The sequence below is a fragment of the Burkholderia sp. BCC1999 genome (genome assembly GCF_905339975.1).
Classification (GTDB): domain Bacteria; phylum Pseudomonadota; class Gammaproteobacteria; order Burkholderiales; family Burkholderiaceae; genus Burkholderia.
Genome location: NZ_CAJPHP010000016.1, coordinates 1 through 18,395, shown reverse-complemented (window position 1 = coordinate 18,395; position 18,395 = coordinate 1). Strand labels below are relative to the sequence as shown.

Below are 18,395 nucleotides of genomic sequence, written 5' to 3'. Positions count from 1 at the left end.
CCATGGAGGAGACACCCATGCAGGTTTGGCATCAGATCTACACGCCGCTCGGCAGCCTCGGGCTGTCGGCATTCGTCGCCGCGATTCCGATCATCTTCTTTTTCATCGCGCTCGCCGCGCTGCGGATGAAAGGCCATGTCGCCGCCGCGATCACGCTGCTGCTGTCGCTCGGCGTCGCGATCCTCGCGTACGGGATGCCCGTGCCGCAGGCGCTTGCCGCGGCCGGCTTCGGCTTCGCCTACGGCCTGTGGCCGATCGCGTGGATCATCGTCGCGGCCGTGTTCCTGTACAAGATCGTCGTGAAAACCGGCCAGTTCGACGTCATCCGTGCGTCCGTACTGTCGATCACCGACGACCAGCGCCTGCAGATGCTGCTGATCGGCTTCTCGTTCGGCGCATTCCTCGAAGGCGCCGCCGGCTTCGGTGCGCCCGTCGCGATCACGGCCGCGCTGCTCGTCGGGCTCGGCTTCAAGCCGCTGCATGCGGCAGGACTGTGCCTGATTGCAAACACCGCGCCAGTCGCGTTCGGCGCGATGGGCATTCCGATCATCGTCGCCGGGCAGGTGACGGGCATCGATCCGTTCCACATCGGCGCGATGGCCGGCCGCCAGCTGCCGCTGCTGTCGCTCGCGGTGCCGTTCTGGCTCGTGTTCATGATGGACGGGCTGCGCGGCGTGCGGCAGACCTGGCCGGCCGCACTCGTCGCGGGCGGCAGCTTCGCGGTCACGCAGTACTTCACGTCGAACCACATCGGGCCCGAGCTGCCGGACATCACGTCGTCGCTCGTCAGCCTCGTCGCGCTCGCGGCGTTCCTGAAGGTGTGGCAGCCGCGCACCGCGAAACAGCCGGCCGGCGGCCTCGTCGCGTCCGGCGGCGGCGCTGCGCTCGCGGGCTTCGGCGGCACGGGCTCGCGCAACGGCTTCGGCACCGGCACCGGCACGAGCCGGCAGGCATCACCGTACACGCTCGCGCAGACGGTGCGCGCGTGGTCGCCGTTCCTGATCCTGACGGCCGTCGTCACGGTCTGGAGCATCGCGCCGTTCAAGGCGCTGTTCGCCGCGCATGGCGCACTCGCGTCGACCGTGCTGAAGTTCCATGTGGCCGGGCTCGACCAGCTCGTCGTGAAGACCGCGCCGATCGCCGCGACGCCGAAGGCGCTCGAAGCGGTGCTGAAGATCGATCTGGTGTCGGCGGTCGGCAGCGCGATCCTCGTGACCGCGCTGATCTCGATGGCGCTGTTGCGGATGAAGCCTCGCGACGCGCTCGTCACGTTCGGCGAGACGCTGAAGGAGTTGACGCGCCCGATCCTGTCGATCGGCCTCGTGCTCGCGTTCGCGTTCGTCGCGAACTACTCGGGGATGTCGTCGACGCTTGCGCTGATGCTGGCCGCGACGGGCGCCGCATTCCCGTTCTTCTCGCCGTTCCTCGGCTGGCTCGGCGTGTTCCTGACGGGCTCGGACACGTCGTCGAACGCGCTGTTCTGCTCGCTGCAGCAGGCCACGGCCCATCAGCTCGGCGTGCCCGAGACGCTCGCGGTCGCCGCGAACACGACGGGCGGCGTGACCGCGAAGATGATCTCGCCGCAGTCGATCGCGGTCGCCTGCGCGGCGACGGGCCTCGTCGGCAAGGAGTCCGAGCTGTTCCGCTTCACGGTGCGGCACAGCCTGCTGTTCGCGGTGATCGTCGGGCTGATCACGCTCGTGCAGGCGTACGTGCTGCCGGGCATGGTGCCGTAAGCGGCGCACAGCCGGGCCCAAAAAGACAAAACCCCACGCCCGAACGAGCGTGGGGTTTTTCCCTTCGCGTGCCGATCGCCGGCGCGGGCCGGCGATTCGTCATGCGCGTGGCGCGATCAGCTGCCCTTCGCGATGCGATCCTGGATGTGCTGCGCACGGCTCGCCGACGACGGGTGCGAGCTCATCATCGAGCTTTGGCCGCCGTCCATCTGCGCGAGCTTCTGGAAGCCGGTGACGAGGCCCTTCTGGCTCATGCCCTTCTGCTTCATCAGGTCGAACGAGTAGTCGTCCGCGGCGCTTTCCTGCGTCTGCGAGAACTGCGCGTTGATGAACTTCTCGGTGATGTCGCCGAGCTGCGAGCTCGACAGTGCCGCCACGCCCGGCGATGCCGCGCCGGCCGCGCTGCGCGCCGCGCTCACCGCGTACGCCGTCTGCATCGCCTTCTTCGAGTGGCCCAGTGCAACGTGGCCCATTTCATGACCGATCACGCCGCGCAGCTCGTCGTCGTTCATCATGTCCATCAGGCCGCTGTACACGCGCACGCAGCCATTGCCCATCGCCCACGCGTTGACGTCCTTGGTCATGTAGACCTTGTAGTTGATCTTCTGGCCGTTCAGCGTCATGTCGCCGAAGCCCTTCATCACCTTCGTCAGGCGCTTCGCGTACGCGCTGTTCGCCGGTGCGATTTTCGACTCGGCGTCGCTGGACTTGCACGATTCGTTCGACAGTGCGGCGATGTCGCTGTCCGACAGCGTCGCCGCCTTGTACAGGTTCGTCCCCGCCGACGTCAGGCTGTTCGCGTCAAGGCCTTGCACCCCGCCGCATGCGCTCAACAGAAACGCCACGCCACACGCCGCTACCGCTTTCTTGAGTTGCATCCCGGAATCCCTCGATAGTTGTATTTGGGAGCGGCGATTTTGCATAATCCGGCAGAAAATTACCAGATGTTTACATCAGATGACACGTTCATTACTCGACGAATCGAAATGAAGCAGCGATCCGTCGCCGGATTGGCGACGAAAATCGTGGCAATCGTCGCACCCGGGCGACGATCGGGAGGGAGAACGGGCGAGCCGCCGCTCAGGCAGCCTGGTTGCGGCGTCGCGTCAACCGCCGCGCGACCAGCATCGGCAACCGCACCACGAAGCCGGTGAACAGGCGCAGGTGCATCCATGCGAGCAGCACATTGTCGCGGCCATAGTGGAAGTGCGAGACGCCGCCTTCATGGCGGCCGAAATAACGCACCGGCGCGTCGATGCGGATCGGGCGCACGCCGGCCCAGCACAGCCGCACGGCCGCTTCTGGATCGAAGTCGAAGCCGCGCATCCACGGCTGGCGGCGCATGATCGCCGCGAGCGGCGCGACCGGATACACGCGAAACCCGTACAGCGAATCGCCGATGCCGGCCCACAGCGTCTCGAGGTCGGCCCATGCGTTCGACAGGCGGCGGCCCTGCACGCGCAACTGCGGCGCGCTCGCGTCGAACTTCGGCACGCCGAGCACCATCGCGTCGGTCTCGGCCTGCGAGGCGGCCATGAAGGCGGGAATCAGGTCGGCCGGATGCTGGCCGTCGGAATCCATCGTCAGCACGTGCGTGAAGCCGCTCGCGGCCGCCGCATCGAGCCCCGCGAGCACCGCGGCGCCCTTGCCGCGATTCTCCGGCAGCACGATCACGCGCAAGCCGGGATCGCGTTCGGCCATCGCCTGCAGCCGTTCGGCGCTGCCGTCGGTGCTGCCGTCGACGACGACCCACACCGGATTCCACTGCGCGCGCGCATTGCGCACGGTCGTGTCGACCTTGACGCCCGGGTTGTAGCTCGGGATCAGCACGAGATGGGTGGACGAGGCGTGCAGCTTGGACATGGAAACAGCCGATTGCGAAGACGGGGATCCTGACAAAAGTTTATGACTTGCCGACGAATGGCGGCAGGCTTCGTCGACCAGGACATCGTCGACGTCGTGCGCCGGTTGCCGGATCGTGAGGTTCTCGCGCTTCATGACAGCCACTCCATTGCATGCCCGGCGCTGGCCTCGATCTCGACCAGCAGGTCGTCGCGGCACACGTCCGCGTGGACGAACAGCGGCCGCACGCGGGGGCCGGCCGCATCGCGCAGCACGCGCCCGATCGCGGCGAGCGCCGCGGTATCGCCGGCGTCGCGCACGTAGACGCGATAGCTCAAATCGGCGAGCGAGAACGGGCCATGCCCCTGCCGCGCGGCCTGCTCGAGCACCGCCGCGAGGTTCGCGACCGTCTCGCGCGTCTGCGCGACGACGTCGCCGTGGTGCACGGTGTGGTGCCCGACGATGCTCGCGGTGCCCGAGACGAACAGCACCGGCGCCGCGTCGTCATCGGCCCATGCGGCGGCGCGCGCGAACGTCGGCGCACGCGGGCCGTACTGCGCCGGGTAGTGGTACGCGCTGACCTGGCGCGGATTCTCGACCGGATCGGCCGGCGTGCGGCTCGCGAGGAAATGAATCGCGAGCGGCGCGGCCGGCGGCGCATCGCCCGCGACCGGCACGACCGACCCGAGCGCGCACGCGGCCGGCACGCCGCCCGTCAGCGCACGACTGCACGCGTCGAACGCATGCTGCCGGCCGATATTGAACTGACGATAGCGCTCGATCCCGAACTGCACCGCATTGATCGCCGGCACCGTGTTCCAGATGCGCAGCGGATGCGGCATGTCGAGCGTATCGAGCAGGTCGAACAGCATGCGGTATGCGTCGAACGTCGCGCGCTCGAGCGGCATATCGCCGTCGCGCGTGGCGTGCGTCTCGTGCACGACGATGCTGCCGAACACGAGGCCGGCCGTATCGCTGTAGCGGTAGTGCAGCGCGCCGCGCCGTTCGCTGCGCAAATCGCGCGCATCGCATTGCCAGATTTCGCAGACGGCATCGTCCGCTGCGGCATCGGCGCCGAGCAGCGCCATCTGCACCGGTGCGACCGGCAGGCCGGGCACGCGATCGGCGAGCAGCCGTTCCACCGCATCGGCATGCGAGCCTGCCGCGCCGATGCACACCGCACCCAACGCGCCCGGCAGGACGTGTTCGAAGCGTGCATCGTCCAGCAACGCGACAAGCCGCGCACGGCTCATCTGGACGAGCCGCAGTGCGCGGTCGCCGCCCTGCGCGAACGGCGCGGTGGCGGACGGCAGCGAACAGGGGCGCCGTTCGGCGTCGACTGGATGTACGGACACTTCGATTTCCTCACTATGCGGCGCAGGCCGCGCGGCAACACGGCCCTGCGCCGCGTTGCGTTACTCGACGGACGCGGCGCGCGCCATCACGCGAGCCCGCCGTTGACGGACAGCACCTGCCCCGTCACATAGGCCGCGGCGTCGGACACGAGATACGCGACCATCGCCGCGACTTCGTCGGGCCGGCCCGCGCGTTGCGCGGGTACGAGCTGCTTGATGCGTTCGGCGGGGAACGCCTGTTCGGCCATCGGCGATTCGATGATGCCGGGCGCCACCGCGTTCACGGTGATGCCGCGCGACGCGAGCTCCAGCGACAGCGACTTCGTCGCGCCGATCAGCCCCGCCTTCGCGGCCGCGTAATTGACCTGCCCGCGGTTGCCGGTCACGCCGGCCACCGACGCGATGTTGACGATCCGCCCGCGCCGCGTGCGGATCATCGGCAACAGCAGCGGCTGCGTGACGTTGAAAAAGCCGTTGAGCGTCACGTCGATCACGCTGTGCCACTGCCGGTGCGACATGCCGGCCATCGGCGCGTCGTCGTGAATGCCCGCGTTGTTGACGAGGATCTGCACCGGCGACTCGTCGATGAACGGCTTCAGCGCGGCGAGCGTCGCATCGGCGTCGGTCACGTCGAACGCGATCGCGTGCGCGACGCCGCCGGCCGCGACGATCTGCTGCGCGACCGCCTCCGCCTGCGCGAGATGGCGGTTCGCATGCACCCACACCTCATGGCCGGCCTGCGCGAGCGCCGCGCAGATCGCCTGCCCGAGTGCGCCGCTGCCGCCCGTCACGAGCGCCCGCATCGAATTGCTCCGTTCATCGCGTTTCACCTCGATCGACGCGGCGTCGATTCGTATGCCGATCGCCGCCGCATGCCGTCATTTATTGCGCGCTGCCGTCACTTCGTGCGATGCGCGGCGACGTACGCGGCCAGCGCGCCGAGCGTCGCAAAGATCTTCTGGTTGTCCGGGTTGTCCGAGCGCAGCTCGAAGCCGTATTTCTTCGAGATCAGCAGCGCGATTTCGAGGATGTCGATGGAGTCGAGCCCGAAACCTTCGCCGTACAGCGGGGTGTCGGCCGTCACTGTGTCGAGCGGGACATCTTCGAGATTCAGTTCGCCGATGATCAGCGTGGCGAGCTCTTGTTCCAGTGCGTTCATCATGCGTGCGAGCAGGCGGCCCATGGCAGCGGGAGGCGCCCGGAAACGGCAACTGTCGTGCACGCCCGGCGCGTGCAAATCTCCGTCCCTCCGGCGTCTGCCGGCTTCCCCGCCTGCGTTATTTGGGGATTGTTTGTAAAAGTTACGCGGATTCTAGACGAAGGGTATCGGGTCGTATACCGCGAATGGTTACAGACTGGCGAGCCGGCGCCGCGGCCCGTTTCGGCACGCGAATGCACGAGACGCTTGAGCCGCTTTGGATGGAAATGGACCGACCCCGCGAAACCGTTCGTCCGGTCCCATACAATCGGTTACAAAACCCGGTCGCACCGGCCCCGAACACGCGGTGCCGCGGCCCTAAAATGAGCATACCCGACCACCGGCCCGGACCCGCGTCCCGGCCGCCATTCATATGATGTTTGACGGCCCGACCACCGCGTCCGGCCACGATCCGCTAGATGTCTCCAGTCATGCCGCGTCCAACCTTCCGCTCCGTTCCGGTTCGACCGCTCGTCCGCCGGCGTGCCGCGGCCGCCGGCCGGTGCCCGCGCCGCGCGCATGGAGGCGGCCGATGACCAGGCTGCTGTCCGTCCTGCGCGGCGCCGCGGCGGTCGGTGCCGTGGCGGCCTACCAGGTGGGCGCGCACTACGCGACCGCGACGCCGGGCGCGCACGGTTTCGGCCTCGCGATGGCGCTCGTGCCGCCGCTGCTGCTCGCGCTCGGCGCGGCGCTGCGCTCGCCACGGCGCGCCTGGCTCGCGCCGGCCTGGCTGCTGGCCGCCGCCGCGCTGTGGGCCGCGCGCGCGCCGCTCGCGCAGCACTTCGAATGGGGCCTGTATCTGGAACACGCGAGCTTCAACCTCGCGATGGCGCTGCTGTTCGGCCGCACGCTCGCAGCCGGCCAGGTGCCACTGTGCACGCGCTTCGCGGCGATGATCCACGGCACGGTCACGCCGGCCGTCGCCCGTTATACGCGGCAGATCACGCTCGCGTGGACGCTGTTCTTCGTCGCGACCGCCGCCGTGTCGACGCTGCTGTTCGCGACCGCGCCGATCGTCACGTGGTCGACGTTCGCGAACTACCTGTCGCTGCCGCTCGTCGCCGTGATGTTCGCCGCCGAGCATGCGTGCCGGCGTTTCGCGCTGCCGCACGAACCGCGGCCGCGGATGGTCGACGCGGTGCGCGCATATCGCGCGACGACACACGCGTCGCAGGCGTCCCGATGAATTCATGACCGGCGCGCCGCCGCGCACGCGGCCGCGCCGGCCTTCGCTCCCGTCTTGACCGATTTATGCCGACTCACCCGCTGGTATTCCATTCCTCGCCGGACCAGACGATCGCCTGGCGCGACGGCACGCCCGTCACCGTGCGCGCGTTCGTCGCCGACGTCGCGCGCGTGGCCGCCGCGCTGCCCGCCGGCGGCCACGTATTCAACGTGTGCCGCGACCGCTACCGCTTCGCGGTCAGCCTGTGCGCGGCGCTCGTCGCCGGCAAGATCAGCCTGCTGCCGTCGACGCACACGCCGGAAATGGTCCGCCAGCTCGCCTCGTTCGCACCCGACGCGTTCTGCCTGCACGACGCGCCCGACTGCACGATCGACCTGCCGCGCTTCGCGTATCCCGACACCGCGCCCGGCGAACTTGCGAGCGATGCGCCGTTCGCCGTGCCGCAGATCGATGCGGCGCGGATCATGGCCTACGTGTTCACGTCCGGCTCGACCGGCGCGCCGGTGCCGCACCGCAAGACCTGGGGTTTCCTGGTCGGCTGCGTGCGTGCGGCGGCCGACCGCCTCGGCCTGCTCGACGGCCGCGCGGCCACGCTGATCGGCACGGTGCCCGCGCAGCACATGTATGGCTTCGAGTCGACGGTGCTGCTTGCGCTGATCGGCGGCCTCGCGTTCAGCAACCGCCAGCCGTTCTACCCGGTCGACATCCGCGACGAGCTCGACGCGATCCCGCAACCGCGCGTGCTCGTCACGTCGCCGATCCACCTGCGCGCGCTGCTGTCCGCCGGCCACGCGCTGCCGCCGGCGGCGCTCGTGCTGTCGGCCACCGCGCCGCTGTCGGAAAAGCTCGCATGCGAAGCCGAGGCCGCGCTCGACGCGCCGCTCGTCGAGATCTACGGCAGCACCGAGACCGGCCAGATCGCGACCCGCCGCACGTCGCAGGGCGCGACGTGGGAACTGTTCCCGGAGATCCGCCTCGACGCGCGCGACGAACCGGACGACGACGACAGCGGGCCGACCGTCTGGGTGTCGGGCGGCCACGTGGAAGCGCCCGTGCCGATGGGCGATGCGCTCGAACTGCTCGGTGACGGCCGGTTCCTGCTGCATGGCCGCAAGGCCGACCTCGTCAACATCGCCGGCAAGCGCACGTCGCTTGCGTACCTGAACCATCAGCTCAACGCGATTCCGCAGGTGGTCGACGGCGTGTTCTTCATGCCCGACGAAGCCGCACCGGCGCACGACGACACTCGCCTCGAGCCGATCACGCGCCTCGTCGCGCTCGTCGTCGCGCCGACACTTACGACCGCCGACCTGCAGCGCGCGCTGCGCGAGAGGATCGATCCCGCGTTCATGCCGCGCCCGCTCGTGTTCGTCGACGCACTGCCGCGCAACGAAACGGGCAAACTGCCGCGCGACGTGCTCGCCGCGCTCGTCGCGCAACACGCGCGCACCGCGGCCGCGCCGGTGCCCGAACGCGACACGGCCGCCGCGCGCGCACTCGCGTTCACGGTTCCCGCCGACCATCCGGCGCTGCCCGGCCACTTCCCCGGCCATCCGGTCGTGCCGGGCGTCGTGCTGCTCGACCATGCGATCCACGCGATCGGTACCGCGCTGAACCGCCCGCTGCACGCGTGGCGGCTCGGTTCCGCGAAATTCCTGAGCCCGGTCGCGCCGGGTGAACCGCTCGATCTCGCGTACGCCGCCGCGCCCAGCGGCGCGATCCGCTTCACGCTGCGTGCCGGGTCGCGCGAGATCGCAACCGGCGTGCTGTCCGCGCCGCCGGCCGCGCAGGATGGCGCGCAGCCATGAAGCGCACCGCGTGGGCCGAACGCCAGGAGCGCAGCAACGCCGGTCTGCTGCGCACGATGACATGGATCTCGCTGCGCTTCGGCCGGCAGCGCGCGCGCATCGTGCTGCACCTGATCGCGACGTACTTCGTGCTGTTTTCGCCGGTCGCGTGCGCCGCGTCGCGCGACTACCTGCGCCGCGTGCTCGGCCGCCCGGTGCGCTGGCGCGACGTGTACCGGCACGTGTTCACGTTCGCGGCGACGATTCACGACCGCGTCTACCTGATGAACGGGCGCTTCGACCTGTTCGATATCCGGCTGCACGGCGAGACGCTCGTCGACGATGCGCTCGCGGGCGGCCGCGGCGCGTTCCTGATGGGCGCGCACCTCGGCAGCTTCGAGGTCGTGCGCGCGATCGGCCGCACGCATCCGGACCTGCGCGTCGTCGTCACGATGTACGAGAAGAATGCGCGCAAGATCAACGCGACGCTCGCCGCGGTGAACCCGGCCGCGAAGCCGGAAGTGATTCCGCTCGGGCAGGTCGACTCGATGCTGAAGGTGCGCGAGCGCCTCGACGCGAACTGCATGGTCGGCATGCTCGCCGACCGTACGCTGCTCGACGACGCCGCCGCGTCGCTGCGGCGGCTGCCGCTGCTCGGCAAGCCGGCCGCGTTTCCGCTCGGGCCGCTGTACATGGCCGCGATGCTGAAGCGCCCGGTGATCTTCATGACGGGCCTTTATCGCGACGGCAACCGCTACGATGTGCACTTCGAGACGCTCGCCGACTTCTCCGACGTGCGGCGCGACGCGCGCGCGGCTGCCGTCGACGCGGCACTCGCGCGCTACGTCGCGCTGCTCGACAAGTACTGCCGTGCGGCGCCGTACAACTGGTTCAACTATTTCGATTTCTGGCAGGGCGGCGATGCCCCGGCCGCGCGCCGCGACATGGCGCACGCCGGTACCGACCTGCCCGCCACGAGGGATTCCGACGCATGACCGCCGTTCGCCGCTTTCTGCTTCCGCTCGCGCCGCGCCGCGCCGCCCGCCTGCTCGCGGCCACCGCCGCCGCGATCTCGCTGGCCGTGCCCGCGCACGCGGCCGACACGGCACCGGCATGGAACCTCGACCGGCTGATGTCGACGCTCGCCCAGCATAAGTCCGGACGCGCGACGTTCACCGAGACGAAGTACCTGTCGATCGCCACGCAGCCGGTCGAATCGTCCGGCGAGCTCGTGTTCGTCGCGCCCGATCATCTGGAAAAACACACGCTGAGCCCGAAGCCCGAACACCTCGTCGTCGACGGCGACATGCTCACCGTCGAGCGCAACAACCGCAAGTTCACGCTCGCGCTCGCGCGCTATCCGGAACTCGGTGCGTTCATCGACAGCATCCGCGCGACGCTCGCCGGCAACCGCTTCGCGCTCGAACAGATATACAACGTCGCGCTCGCCGGGCACGGCGACGACTGGACGCTGACGCTCACGCCGCTCGACTCCCGGATGCTGAAGGTCGTCAGCACGATCACGCTCGACGGCACGCGTGACGTATTGCGCAGCGTCGCAATCCGGCAGGCCGACGGCGACCATTCGGTGATGCGCCTGCAACCCGTTGCGGCGACCGCGAACTGATGGACGAACGCACGCGCCCGTCACCCGTCGCCCGCCACCTGCACGTGTGGCGGCAGCGCGCGGTGCTCGTGTGGCTGCTCGCGCTCGTCGCGTGCGGCGTCGCGATCGGGCGCGCACACTTCACGGCCGACCTGTCCGCGTTCCTGCCGAGTTCGCCGAGCGCCGGACAGCGCGTGCTCGTCGACCAGTTGCGGGACGGCATCGTGTCGCGGCTGATCCTCGTCGCGATCGACGGCAGCGATGCGGCCACGCGCGCCGCACTGTCGCGGCGCGTCGCCGGCGCACTGCGCACCGATCCGCAATTCGCGGCCGTGCACAACGGCGAAGCCGCGAACGATGCGCGCGACCGGCAGTTCGTCTTCGATCACCGCTACCTGCTGAGCCCGGCCGTCACGCCGCAGCGCTTCAGCGCCGACGGCCTGCACCAGGCGCTCGGCGACAGCCTCGACCTGCTGAGTTCGTCGGCCGGCCTCGTGGCCAAGGCGATGCTGCCGCGCGACCCGACCGGCGAAGTCACCGCGCTCGTCGACCAGCTCGACAGCGCGGCCGAACCGGCGAGCCGCGACGGCGTGTGGGCATCGCGCGACGGCACGCGCGCGGTGCTCGTCGTGCAGACGGCTGCCGCCGGCTCCGATACCGATGCACAGGCACGCGCGATCGACACGGTGCGGAGCGCGTTCGCCGTGGCGAAGCAGGCCGTGCCGCATGCAACCGCAACCACGCTCGCGATGACGGGCCCCGGCGTGTTCTCGGTCGACACACGCGACACGATCCGGCATGACGTCGAGCGTCTGTCGACGGCGAGCGTCGTGCTGATCGTCGCGCTGCTGCTGACGCTGTACCGTTCGCCGCGCACACTCGTGCTCGGGCTGTTGCCGGTACTGACGGGCGTCGCGGCCGGGATCGCGGCGGTCAGCGTCGCGTTCGGCACGGTCCACGGGCTCACGCTCGGCTTCGGCACGACGCTGATCGGCGAAGCCGTCGACTATTCGATCTACCTGTTCGTGCAATCGGCGCAAGCCGGCACGCGCGGCACCGCGCGCCCGGGCGATGCGACGCGCGCATGGGTCGCCGCGTACTGGCCGACGATCCGGCTCGGCGTGCTGACGTCCGTGTGCGGTTTCGCGTCGATGCTGTTCTCCGGATTCCCGGGCCTCGTGCAGCTCGGGCTGTATTCGATCGTCGGGCTGACGGCCGCCGCGCTCGTCACGCGCTTCGTGCTGCCGCACCTGCGCGGCGAACATGTCGCGATCCGCGACGTGTCGCGCGTCGGCGCGGTGCTCGCGCGCGCGGCCGATGCCGCGCCGCGGCTGCGCTGGCCGCTCGCCGTGCTGGTGGTTGCCGCGATCGCGACGCTCGTGCTGCATCGCGACGGCCTGTGGAGCCGCGAGCTCGCCGCGCTCAGCCCCGTGCCGGCGCAAGCGCAGGCGCTCGACGCGCGGCTGCGCGCGGACGTCGGCGCGCCCGACGTGCGCTACCTCGTCGTGATTGCCGCGCCGACCGAACAAGCCGCGCTCGAAGGCGCCGAACACGTGGCCGCACAATTGCAGCCGCTCGTCGACCAGGGCGTGCTCGCCGGGTTCGAAAGCCCCGCGCGCTACCTGCCGAGCGATGCCGCGCAGCGCGCGCGGAAGGCGAGCTTGCCGGATGCAAGCGTGCTGGCCGCCCGGATGCGCGACGCCGTCGCGAACCAGCCGATCGCGGTGAAGCCCGACCTGTTCGCGCCGTTCATCGCCGACGTCGACGCCGCCCGCCATGCGCCGCTGCTCACGCGCGCGGACCTGCGCGGCACGTCGATGGCGCTCGCCGTCGATGCGCTACTGACCGAACGTGACGGCCGCTGGAGCGCAATGCTGTCGCTGCGCGCGCCGGATGCCGCACGCACCGCGCAGCCGGCGTCCGGCCTCGATGCGACGCCGATTCGCGCGGCCGTCGCGCGTGCGGGTGTGCCCGATGCGCTGTTCGTCGACATGAAGGCCGAAGCCGATCGCCTGTACGTGAGCTACGTACGCGAGGACATCCGGCTATCGCTCGCGGGTTTTGCTGCGATCGCCGTGCTGATGCTGATCGCGCTGCGTTCGCCGCGCGTTGCCGTGCGCGCGCTCGCGCCGCTCGTCGCGGCCGTGCTGGTCGTGACGGCCGGCTTCGCGCTGGCCGGCGTGCAACTGACGATCCTGCATCTCGTCGGGATGCTGCTGATCGTCGCGGTCGGCTCGAACTACGCGCTGTTCTTCTGCAAGCGCGACGACGCGCAGCCCGTGACGCCCTACACACTCGTGTCGCTGCTGATCGCGAACCTCGCGACGGTCGCCGGCTTCGGGCTGCTCGCGCTGTCGCGCGTGCCGCTGCTGGAGACCTTCGGGCTGACCGTCGGCCCCGGTGCAATGCTCGCGCTCGCGTTCGCGGCGATTCTCGCGCCGCGTGCCGCAACGGCCGGCGCGCGTCATCAACGGAGTCCGGCATGAACGCGCCGTCGTCCGTTCCATCGCACCAGGCCGGCAATACGCGCCGCTGGAAACCGACGCCGCTGATCGCGGGGACAGCCGCGCTGCACGCGGGTGCGGCAGCCGCCGTCATCGCGCAACCGGCTACGTGGCCGTGGGCCGTCGGCGGTGTGGTCGCGTCGCATCTCGCGCTGACGGCCGCCGGCCTGTGGCCGCGCAGCGCGCTGCTCGGCCCGAACTGGACGCGCCTGCCGGCAGGCGCCGGCCGCAAGATCGCACTGACGATCGACGACGGCCCGGACCCGGACGTCACGCCGCGCGTACTCGACCTGCTCGATCGTTACGACGCACGTGCGACGTTCTTCTGCATCGGCGATCTTGCGCGCCGCCATCCTCGGTGGATCGAGGCAATCGTCGCGCGTGGCCATGCGGTCGAGAACCACAGCCAGCGGCACCGGCACACGTTCTCGCTGTCGGGGCCCGCTACGCTGCGGCGCGAGATCGCGGCCGCGCAGCAGACGCTGACCGAGATCGCCGGCACCCGCCCGCTGTTCTTCCGCGCGCCGGCCGGCCTGCGCAATCCGTTTCTCGAACCGGTGCTGTGCGAACTCGGCCTGCAGCTCGCCAGCTGGACGCGGCGCGGCTTCGACACGCGCGCCCGCGATGCCGCGATCGTCACGCGTCGCCTGCTGCACGGTCTCGATGCGCGCGACATCCTGCTGGTGCACGACGGTCATGCGGCACGCGATGCGCGCGGCGAACCGGTCGTGCTCGACGTGCTGCAGGCGGTGTTGCGCGCAGCCGCCGATGCGCAGTTGCACTGGACCACGCTGCGCGCGGCGCTCGCGCCCGAACCGCCCGGCCAGCCGGGCGTTCCGGCCCCCCCGTTTGATAAAATCTGACCTCGAACGGCGCGCCCGCCAGCCCTGCCGCGGCGCCCGTTCCGGCCACCGGATACGACCCTCGTGAACCCTCTCCTGCTCTCGCACTTCACCGCCACCAGTTGCATCGGCCGCGGCCTCGATGCGACCCTCGATGCGCTGCGCCAAGCGCGTGGCGGGCTCACGCCGTGCCACTTCGAGCGCGCGGATCTCGACACGTGGATCGGCGCGGTGGACGGCGTCGATGCGCACCCCGTGCGCGCCGACCTCGCCGACTTCGAATGCCGCAACAACCGCCTCGCGCAGCTCGGCCTCACGCAGGACGGCTTCGACGCCCGTGTCGCGGCGGCCGTCGCCCGCTACGGCGCGGCGCGCGTCGGCGTGTTCGTCGGCACGAGCACGGCCGGCATCCTCGAGACCGAGCACGCATACCAGCGCCGCGATCCGGCGAGCGGCGCGCTGCCGGCCGATTTCCGCTACGCGCAGACGCACAACCCGTATTCGCCGGCCGCATTCGTGCGCGCGTACTTCGCGCTGCGCGGGCCGGCGATGGCGATCTCGTCCGCGTGCTCGTCCGGCGCGAAGGTGTTCGGCTCCGCGCGACGCATGATCGAAGCCGGGCTGATCGACGCGGCAGTCGTCGGCGGCGTCGATTCGCTGTGCCTGACGACGCTGTACGGTTTCAATTCGCTCGAACTGCTGTCGCGCCAGCCGTGCCGGCCGTTCGATGTCGCGCGCGACGGCATCTCGATCGGCGAGGCCGCCGCGTTCGCGCTCGTCGAGCGTGTGCCCGAGCTGCCCGCCGCGCTCGACGATGACGCGATCCTGCTGCTCGGCATCGGCGAATCGAGCGACGCGCATCACATGTCGTCGCCGCATCCGGAGGGGCTCGGCGCGCGCACCGCGATCGAGCAGGCGCTCGCGTCCGCCGGCCTCGGCGCGCACGACATCGACTACGTGAACCTGCACGGCACCGCGACGCCGAGCAACGACGCGGCCGAAAGCCGCGCGGTCGGCGCGCTGTTCGCCAGCACGCCGTGCAGCTCGACGAAGGGCGCGACCGGCCACACGCTCGGCGCGGCCGGCGCGCTCGAAGCCATCGTCGCCGCGCTCGCGCTGCGCGACCAGTTCGTGCCGGCCGGCGTCAACACGACGCAACCCGACCCGGCACTCGTGGCCGACTACGTGCTCGCGAGCCGCGACGCGCGCATGCGCGCCGTACTCTCCAATTCGTTCGGCTTCGGCGGCACGAATTGCAGCCTGATCCTCGGCCGCGCCGATCACGCACGCCGTTGAGGCCCGCCATGACACTCACCGCCTACATCGAAAGCATCGGCCTCGTCGGGCCCGGATTGAACGACTGGCCGCACGCGGCCGACGTGCTTGCGGGCCACGCACCCTATGCCCCCGCGCGCACCGAACTGCCGCCGCCGGCCGGGCTGCCGTCGGCCGAGCGGCGCCGCACCGGCCCTGTCGTGCGCACGGCGCTTGCGGTCGGCCACGCAGCGGTGGCCGCGAGCGGCCGCGACGCGGCGACGCTCGCGACCGTGTTCAGCGCATCCGGCGGCGACGGCCAGAATTGCCACGCGATCTGCGAAACGCTGGCCGGCGACGATCGCCAGCTGTCGCCGACGCGTTTCCACAACTCCGTGCACAACGCGCCGGCCGGCTACTGGAGCATCGCGACCCGCGCGATGGCGACGTCGAACGTGCTGTGCGCGCACGACGGCAGCTTTGCCGCCGGCCTGCTCGAAAGCCTGTGCCAGGTCGTCGTCGATCGCATGCCGACGCTGCTGATCGCGTACGACACCGACTATCCGGAACCGCTGCGCGCGGTGCGGCCGATCGGCGACGCGTTCGGCATCGCGCTCGTGCTCGCGCCCGACGCGAGTGAACGTGCACTCGCCCGCATCGACGTGCAGCTCACCGACGCGCCCGCGACGACACTGGCGAATGCCGAACTCGACGCGCTGCGCGCCGGCAATCCGGCCGCGCGCGTGCTGCCGCTGCTCGACGCACTCGCCGCGCGGCGTTCGACGCGTGTCGTGCTCGACTATCTGGCCGATACGCGCGTGCAGGTCGACGTCGCGATGCCCGAATCCTTCTCGGAGCGTGCGTGATGACCGTCACACGCCCGCTTGCGCCGCCGCTCGACCACGCATGGATCGCCGCGCACATTCCGCACGGCGGCGCGATGTGCGTGCTCGATACGGTCGATGCATGGGATGCCGAACGGATCCGCTGCACGGCGACGAGCCATCGTGATCCGCACAACCCGCTGCGCTCGCACGGTCGGCTCGCGTCGGTCTGCGGCATCGAATACGCCGCGCAGGCAATGGCCGTGCACGGCGCGCTGCTCGGCGCGCGCGAAGCACGCCCGCGCGCCGGTTATCTCGCGAGCGTGCGCAACGTCGACGCGTTCGTCGACCGGCTCGACACGTTCGCGCAACCGCTCGTCGTCGACGCGGAACGCGTGAGCGGCGATGACCGCTCGGTGCTGTACGGTTTCGCGGTGCGCTGCGGCGATCGCGTGCTGCTATCCGGCCGCGCCGCGGTGATGCTCGACGCATCGGCCGCCGGCGCGTTTCAACCGGCGCCAGCCGGCGCCACGAATCCTCGCTGAAGAGGCAAACCCCAAGGAAACCAGGTCGTGAAAGTTCGTCAGTTCATTGGTACCGCGCTCGTTCTGGCGCTGATCAGCCCGATCGCGCACGCGGACATGTCGGAAGTGAAGCAGGACATCAAGCGCGATTCGAAGGAAGCCGCACACAAGACCGGCGAAGCGGCACGCAGCTTCGGCCATGCGACCGCGAGCGCCGCGAAGGCGGTCGGGCACGGCGTCGCGCATGCGTCGCGCGAAGGCTGGGATGCCACCAAGCGCACGACGAAGCGGATCTTCCACAAGAGCGACTCGGGCGAGTCGTCCGGAAAGAGCGACAAGAGCGATTGATCACGCGCGTCGCGCGCAGGCTGCCTGCGCGCGACGCGTGACCGTGCATCGATCATGGCGTCACTAGCGCGGTACTGGCGCCGTCAACGCGCCCCGCGCACGCGGCGGGCCGGCCGTGCCGGCCTGCGCGCGAAGCACCTGCCGTACGCGACGAGCCAGCAATCGCGATGATCGAAGTTCCGCAGCAGCCGCGCGCGGCGCCGCTCGAGCCAGTAGAGCGAGACCGCCATCGTCAACGCGACGGCCAGTGCCGTGCCGCCGATCGCGAGTCCCATCCAGGTGTCGCCCATGCGTTCTCCGGTATGCGAGGCCGAAGCGGCGCGCCTGCCGCCGCCCTGGCACTGGATAGTGCGGAACGCGGCCCGACACGTGCGCGAACGCCGTGCGGGCCGCCGCGCGTCAGTGCATGTGCTGGCCGCCGTTGATCGCGATGTTGGAGCCCGTCACGAAGCCGGCCTCCTCCGAGCACAGGTAAGCGACCAGCGCCGCGACTTCCTCGGGCTTGCCGAGCCGGCCCGCCGGAATCTGCGGGAGGATCTTCGAGTCGAGGATGTCCTGCGGGATCGCCGTCACCATCTTCGTCGCGAGGTAGCCCGGCGACACCGTGTTCACCGTCACGCCCTTGCGCGCGATCTCGAGCGCGAGCGATTTCGTGAAGCCGTGCATGCCCGCCTTCGCGGCTGCATAGTTGGTCTGGCCGACCGAACCCTTCGAGCCGTTCACCGACGAGATGTTGACGATGCGACCCCAGCCGCGCTCGACCATGCTTTCGCAGACGGGCTTCGTCATATTGAACACGGAGTCGAGGTTCGTGCGGATCACCGCATCCCAGTTGACCTTGTCGAGCTTGCGCAGCGTCATGTCGCGCGTGATGCCCGCGTTGTTCACGAGAATGTCGACCGGGCCGACGTCCCGCACGATCTTCTCGATGCATTGCTGGCACGAATCGTGATCGGCCACGTCCACCGGGTACGCATGGAACTCGCGGCCGGCCGCATGCATCTCGGTCAGCCAGCGGTCCGCGCCGGCGTTGTTCGGCGAATACGTGACGACTACCCGGTGGCCCGCGTCGTTCAACCTGATGCTGACCGCTTCGCCAAGACCGCCCATTCCACCTGTCACAACTGCAATTCGCTTAGTCATCCTATAAATTACCGACAAAAAAGTAATCGATGAATGCGGGGCGGCGGCATCGTACCTGCTGCCGCCCCACCGCTTCGATGCGCAACCGCCCGCGTCGCGGGCGCGGCACGCACCGGAACCCCGCGCTTGTTATTGGCTGCTTGTCATGCGCGAAACCTGCCCGGTTCGCCTGCGACGCCAGCCAGCGCCCCGCAGCGAACCGTGTCGTCAGACCCTGCTCAGACGCGCTCGACCGCGAGCGCGACA

At 70.0% G+C, this 18,395-nt stretch carries 18 protein-coding genes; 11 read left to right on the top strand and 7 right to left on the bottom strand.

Features of this window, described 5'->3' with window-relative positions; genetic code table 11:
- Positions 1 to 17 precede the first annotated feature (17 nt).
- Positions 18 to 1,736 carry a lactate permease LctP family transporter gene (locus U5809_RS22825; protein WP_322088228.1) on the top strand — a complete coding sequence of 573 codons (1,719 nt, stop codon included), beginning with the start codon at positions 18 to 20 and terminating at the stop codon, positions 1,734 to 1,736.
- A 116-nt stretch (positions 1,737 to 1,852) separates the two neighbouring features.
- On the opposite strand, the gene U5809_RS22820 is transcribed toward U5809_RS22825, so the two are convergent.
- From U5809_RS22820 to U5809_RS22800, 5 genes are all read right to left on the bottom strand, one after another.
- Positions 1,853 to 2,614, bottom strand: coding sequence for a M48 family metalloprotease (locus U5809_RS22820; protein WP_176050339.1), 762 nt, complete (start codon positions 2,612 to 2,614; stop codon positions 1,853 to 1,855).
- A gap of 202 nt (positions 2,615 to 2,816) precedes the next feature.
- Positions 2,817 to 3,599, bottom strand: coding sequence for a glycosyltransferase family 2 protein (locus tag U5809_RS22815; protein ID WP_322088227.1), 783 nt, complete (start codon positions 3,597 to 3,599; stop codon positions 2,817 to 2,819).
- Positions 3,600 to 3,730: 131 nt separating this feature from the next.
- Positions 3,731 to 4,933: an endoribonuclease L-PSP gene (locus U5809_RS22810; protein ID WP_322088226.1), complete on the bottom strand. Its 1,203-nt coding sequence runs from the start codon at positions 4,931 to 4,933 to the stop codon at positions 3,731 to 3,733.
- Between the two features lie 86 nt (positions 4,934 to 5,019).
- Positions 5,020 to 5,736 carry a 3-oxoacyl-ACP reductase FabG gene (gene fabG, locus U5809_RS22805; RefSeq protein ID WP_322088225.1) on the bottom strand — a complete coding sequence of 239 codons (717 nt, stop codon included), beginning with the start codon at positions 5,734 to 5,736 and terminating at the stop codon, positions 5,020 to 5,022.
- A gap of 95 nt (positions 5,737 to 5,831) precedes the next feature.
- Positions 5,832 to 6,116, bottom strand: a complete 285-nt coding sequence (locus tag U5809_RS22800) for a phosphopantetheine-binding protein (protein ID WP_322088224.1) — start codon at positions 6,114 to 6,116, stop codon at positions 5,832 to 5,834.
- Positions 6,117 to 6,663: 547 nt separating this feature from the next.
- Here U5809_RS22800 and U5809_RS22795 point away from each other — a divergent pair.
- The 10 genes from U5809_RS22795 to U5809_RS22750 all read left to right on the top strand — a co-directional run bounded on the left by U5809_RS22795 (position 6,664) and on the right by U5809_RS22750 (position 17,006).
- Positions 6,664 to 7,317: a hypothetical protein gene (locus U5809_RS22795; RefSeq protein ID WP_322088223.1), complete on the top strand. Its 654-nt coding sequence runs from the start codon at positions 6,664 to 6,666 to the stop codon at positions 7,315 to 7,317.
- A gap of 65 nt (positions 7,318 to 7,382) precedes the next feature.
- Positions 7,383 to 9,125 (top strand): AMP-binding protein, encoded by a 1,743-nt coding sequence (locus U5809_RS22790; RefSeq protein ID WP_322088222.1) that lies wholly within the window; start codon positions 7,383 to 7,385, stop codon positions 9,123 to 9,125.
- The gene (locus U5809_RS22785) at positions 9,122 to 10,099 is read left to right on the top strand and encodes an acyl-CoA synthetase (protein ID WP_322088221.1); all 978 of its coding nucleotides are present in this window, start codon (positions 9,122 to 9,124) and stop codon (positions 10,097 to 10,099) included. Before U5809_RS22790 ends, U5809_RS22785 begins: the two co-directional genes overlap by 4 nt.
- Positions 10,096 to 10,731, top strand: a complete 636-nt coding sequence (locus U5809_RS22780; RefSeq protein ID WP_322088220.1) for an outer membrane lipoprotein carrier protein LolA — start codon at positions 10,096 to 10,098, stop codon at positions 10,729 to 10,731. Before U5809_RS22785 ends, U5809_RS22780 begins: the two co-directional genes overlap by 4 nt.
- Positions 10,731 to 13,196: an MMPL family transporter gene (locus tag U5809_RS22775; protein WP_322088219.1), complete on the top strand. Its 2,466-nt coding sequence runs from the start codon at positions 10,731 to 10,733 to the stop codon at positions 13,194 to 13,196. The genes U5809_RS22780 and U5809_RS22775 overlap by 1 nt, the downstream gene beginning before the upstream one ends.
- On the top strand, positions 13,193 to 14,077 hold the full coding sequence (locus tag U5809_RS22770; protein ID WP_322088218.1) for a polysaccharide deacetylase family protein: 885 nt from the start codon (positions 13,193 to 13,195) through the stop codon (positions 14,075 to 14,077). The genes U5809_RS22775 and U5809_RS22770 overlap by 4 nt, the downstream gene beginning before the upstream one ends.
- A 63-nt stretch (positions 14,078 to 14,140) precedes the next feature.
- Positions 14,141 to 15,352, top strand: coding sequence for a beta-ketoacyl-[acyl-carrier-protein] synthase family protein (locus U5809_RS22765; protein WP_322088217.1), 1,212 nt, complete (start codon positions 14,141 to 14,143; stop codon positions 15,350 to 15,352).
- Between the two features lie 8 nt (positions 15,353 to 15,360).
- Positions 15,361 to 16,176, top strand: coding sequence for a beta-ketoacyl synthase chain length factor (locus U5809_RS22760; protein WP_322088216.1), 816 nt, complete (start codon positions 15,361 to 15,363; stop codon positions 16,174 to 16,176).
- Complete coding sequence (locus U5809_RS22755; protein WP_322088215.1) at positions 16,176 to 16,679, top strand: hotdog family protein; 504 nt, start codon at positions 16,176 to 16,178, stop codon at positions 16,677 to 16,679. Before U5809_RS22760 ends, U5809_RS22755 begins: the two co-directional genes overlap by 1 nt.
- Before the next feature lie 27 nt (positions 16,680 to 16,706).
- The gene (locus U5809_RS22750; RefSeq protein ID WP_176050352.1) at positions 16,707 to 17,006 is read left to right on the top strand and encodes a hypothetical protein; all 300 of its coding nucleotides are present in this window, start codon (positions 16,707 to 16,709) and stop codon (positions 17,004 to 17,006) included.
- 83 nt (positions 17,007 to 17,089) lie between these two features.
- Here U5809_RS22750 and U5809_RS22745 read toward each other — a convergent pair whose 3' ends face one another.
- The gene (locus tag U5809_RS22745; protein WP_322088214.1) at positions 17,090 to 17,296 is read right to left on the bottom strand and encodes a hypothetical protein; all 207 of its coding nucleotides are present in this window, start codon (positions 17,294 to 17,296) and stop codon (positions 17,090 to 17,092) included.
- A 109-nt stretch (positions 17,297 to 17,405) separates the two neighbouring features.
- The gene (phbB, locus tag U5809_RS22740; RefSeq protein ID WP_059233189.1) at positions 17,406 to 18,149 is read right to left on the bottom strand and encodes an acetoacetyl-CoA reductase; all 744 of its coding nucleotides are present in this window, start codon (positions 18,147 to 18,149) and stop codon (positions 17,406 to 17,408) included.
- Positions 18,150 to 18,395 lie beyond the last annotated feature (246 nt).

Bases quoted from the DNA above. Each gene is read 5' to 3' on its own strand.
- U5809_RS22825 (WP_322088228.1), top strand. From the start codon at position 18: ATGCAGGTTTGGCATCAGATCTACACGCCGCTCGGCAGCCTCGGGCTG.
- U5809_RS22820 (WP_176050339.1), bottom strand. From the start codon at position 2,614: ATGCAACTCAAGAAAGCGGTAGCGGCGTGTGGCGTGGCGTTTCTGTTG.
- U5809_RS22815 (WP_322088227.1), bottom strand. From the start codon at position 3,599: ATGTCCAAGCTGCACGCCTCGTCCACCCATCTCGTGCTGATCCCGAGC.
- fabG (WP_322088225.1), bottom strand. From the start codon at position 5,736: ATGCGGGCGCTCGTGACGGGCGGCAGCGGCGCACTCGGGCAGGCGATC.
- U5809_RS22800 (WP_322088224.1), bottom strand. From the start codon at position 6,116: ATGGGCCGCCTGCTCGCACGCATGATGAACGCACTGGAACAAGAGCTC.
- U5809_RS22795 (WP_322088223.1), top strand. From the start codon at position 6,664: ATGACCAGGCTGCTGTCCGTCCTGCGCGGCGCCGCGGCGGTCGGTGCC.
- U5809_RS22790 (WP_322088222.1), top strand. From the start codon at position 7,383: ATGCCGACTCACCCGCTGGTATTCCATTCCTCGCCGGACCAGACGATC.
- U5809_RS22785 (WP_322088221.1), top strand. From the start codon at position 9,122: ATGAAGCGCACCGCGTGGGCCGAACGCCAGGAGCGCAGCAACGCCGGT.
- U5809_RS22780 (WP_322088220.1), top strand. From the start codon at position 10,096: ATGACCGCCGTTCGCCGCTTTCTGCTTCCGCTCGCGCCGCGCCGCGCC.
- U5809_RS22775 (WP_322088219.1), top strand. From the start codon at position 10,731: ATGGACGAACGCACGCGCCCGTCACCCGTCGCCCGCCACCTGCACGTG.
- U5809_RS22770 (WP_322088218.1), top strand. From the start codon at position 13,193: ATGAACGCGCCGTCGTCCGTTCCATCGCACCAGGCCGGCAATACGCGC.
- U5809_RS22760 (WP_322088216.1), top strand. From the start codon at position 15,361: ATGACACTCACCGCCTACATCGAAAGCATCGGCCTCGTCGGGCCCGGA.
- U5809_RS22755 (WP_322088215.1), top strand. From the start codon at position 16,176: ATGACCGTCACACGCCCGCTTGCGCCGCCGCTCGACCACGCATGGATC.
- U5809_RS22745 (WP_322088214.1), bottom strand. From the start codon at position 17,296: ATGGGCGACACCTGGATGGGACTCGCGATCGGCGGCACGGCACTGGCC.
- phbB (WP_059233189.1), bottom strand. From the start codon at position 18,149: ATGACTAAGCGAATTGCAGTTGTGACAGGTGGAATGGGCGGTCTTGGC.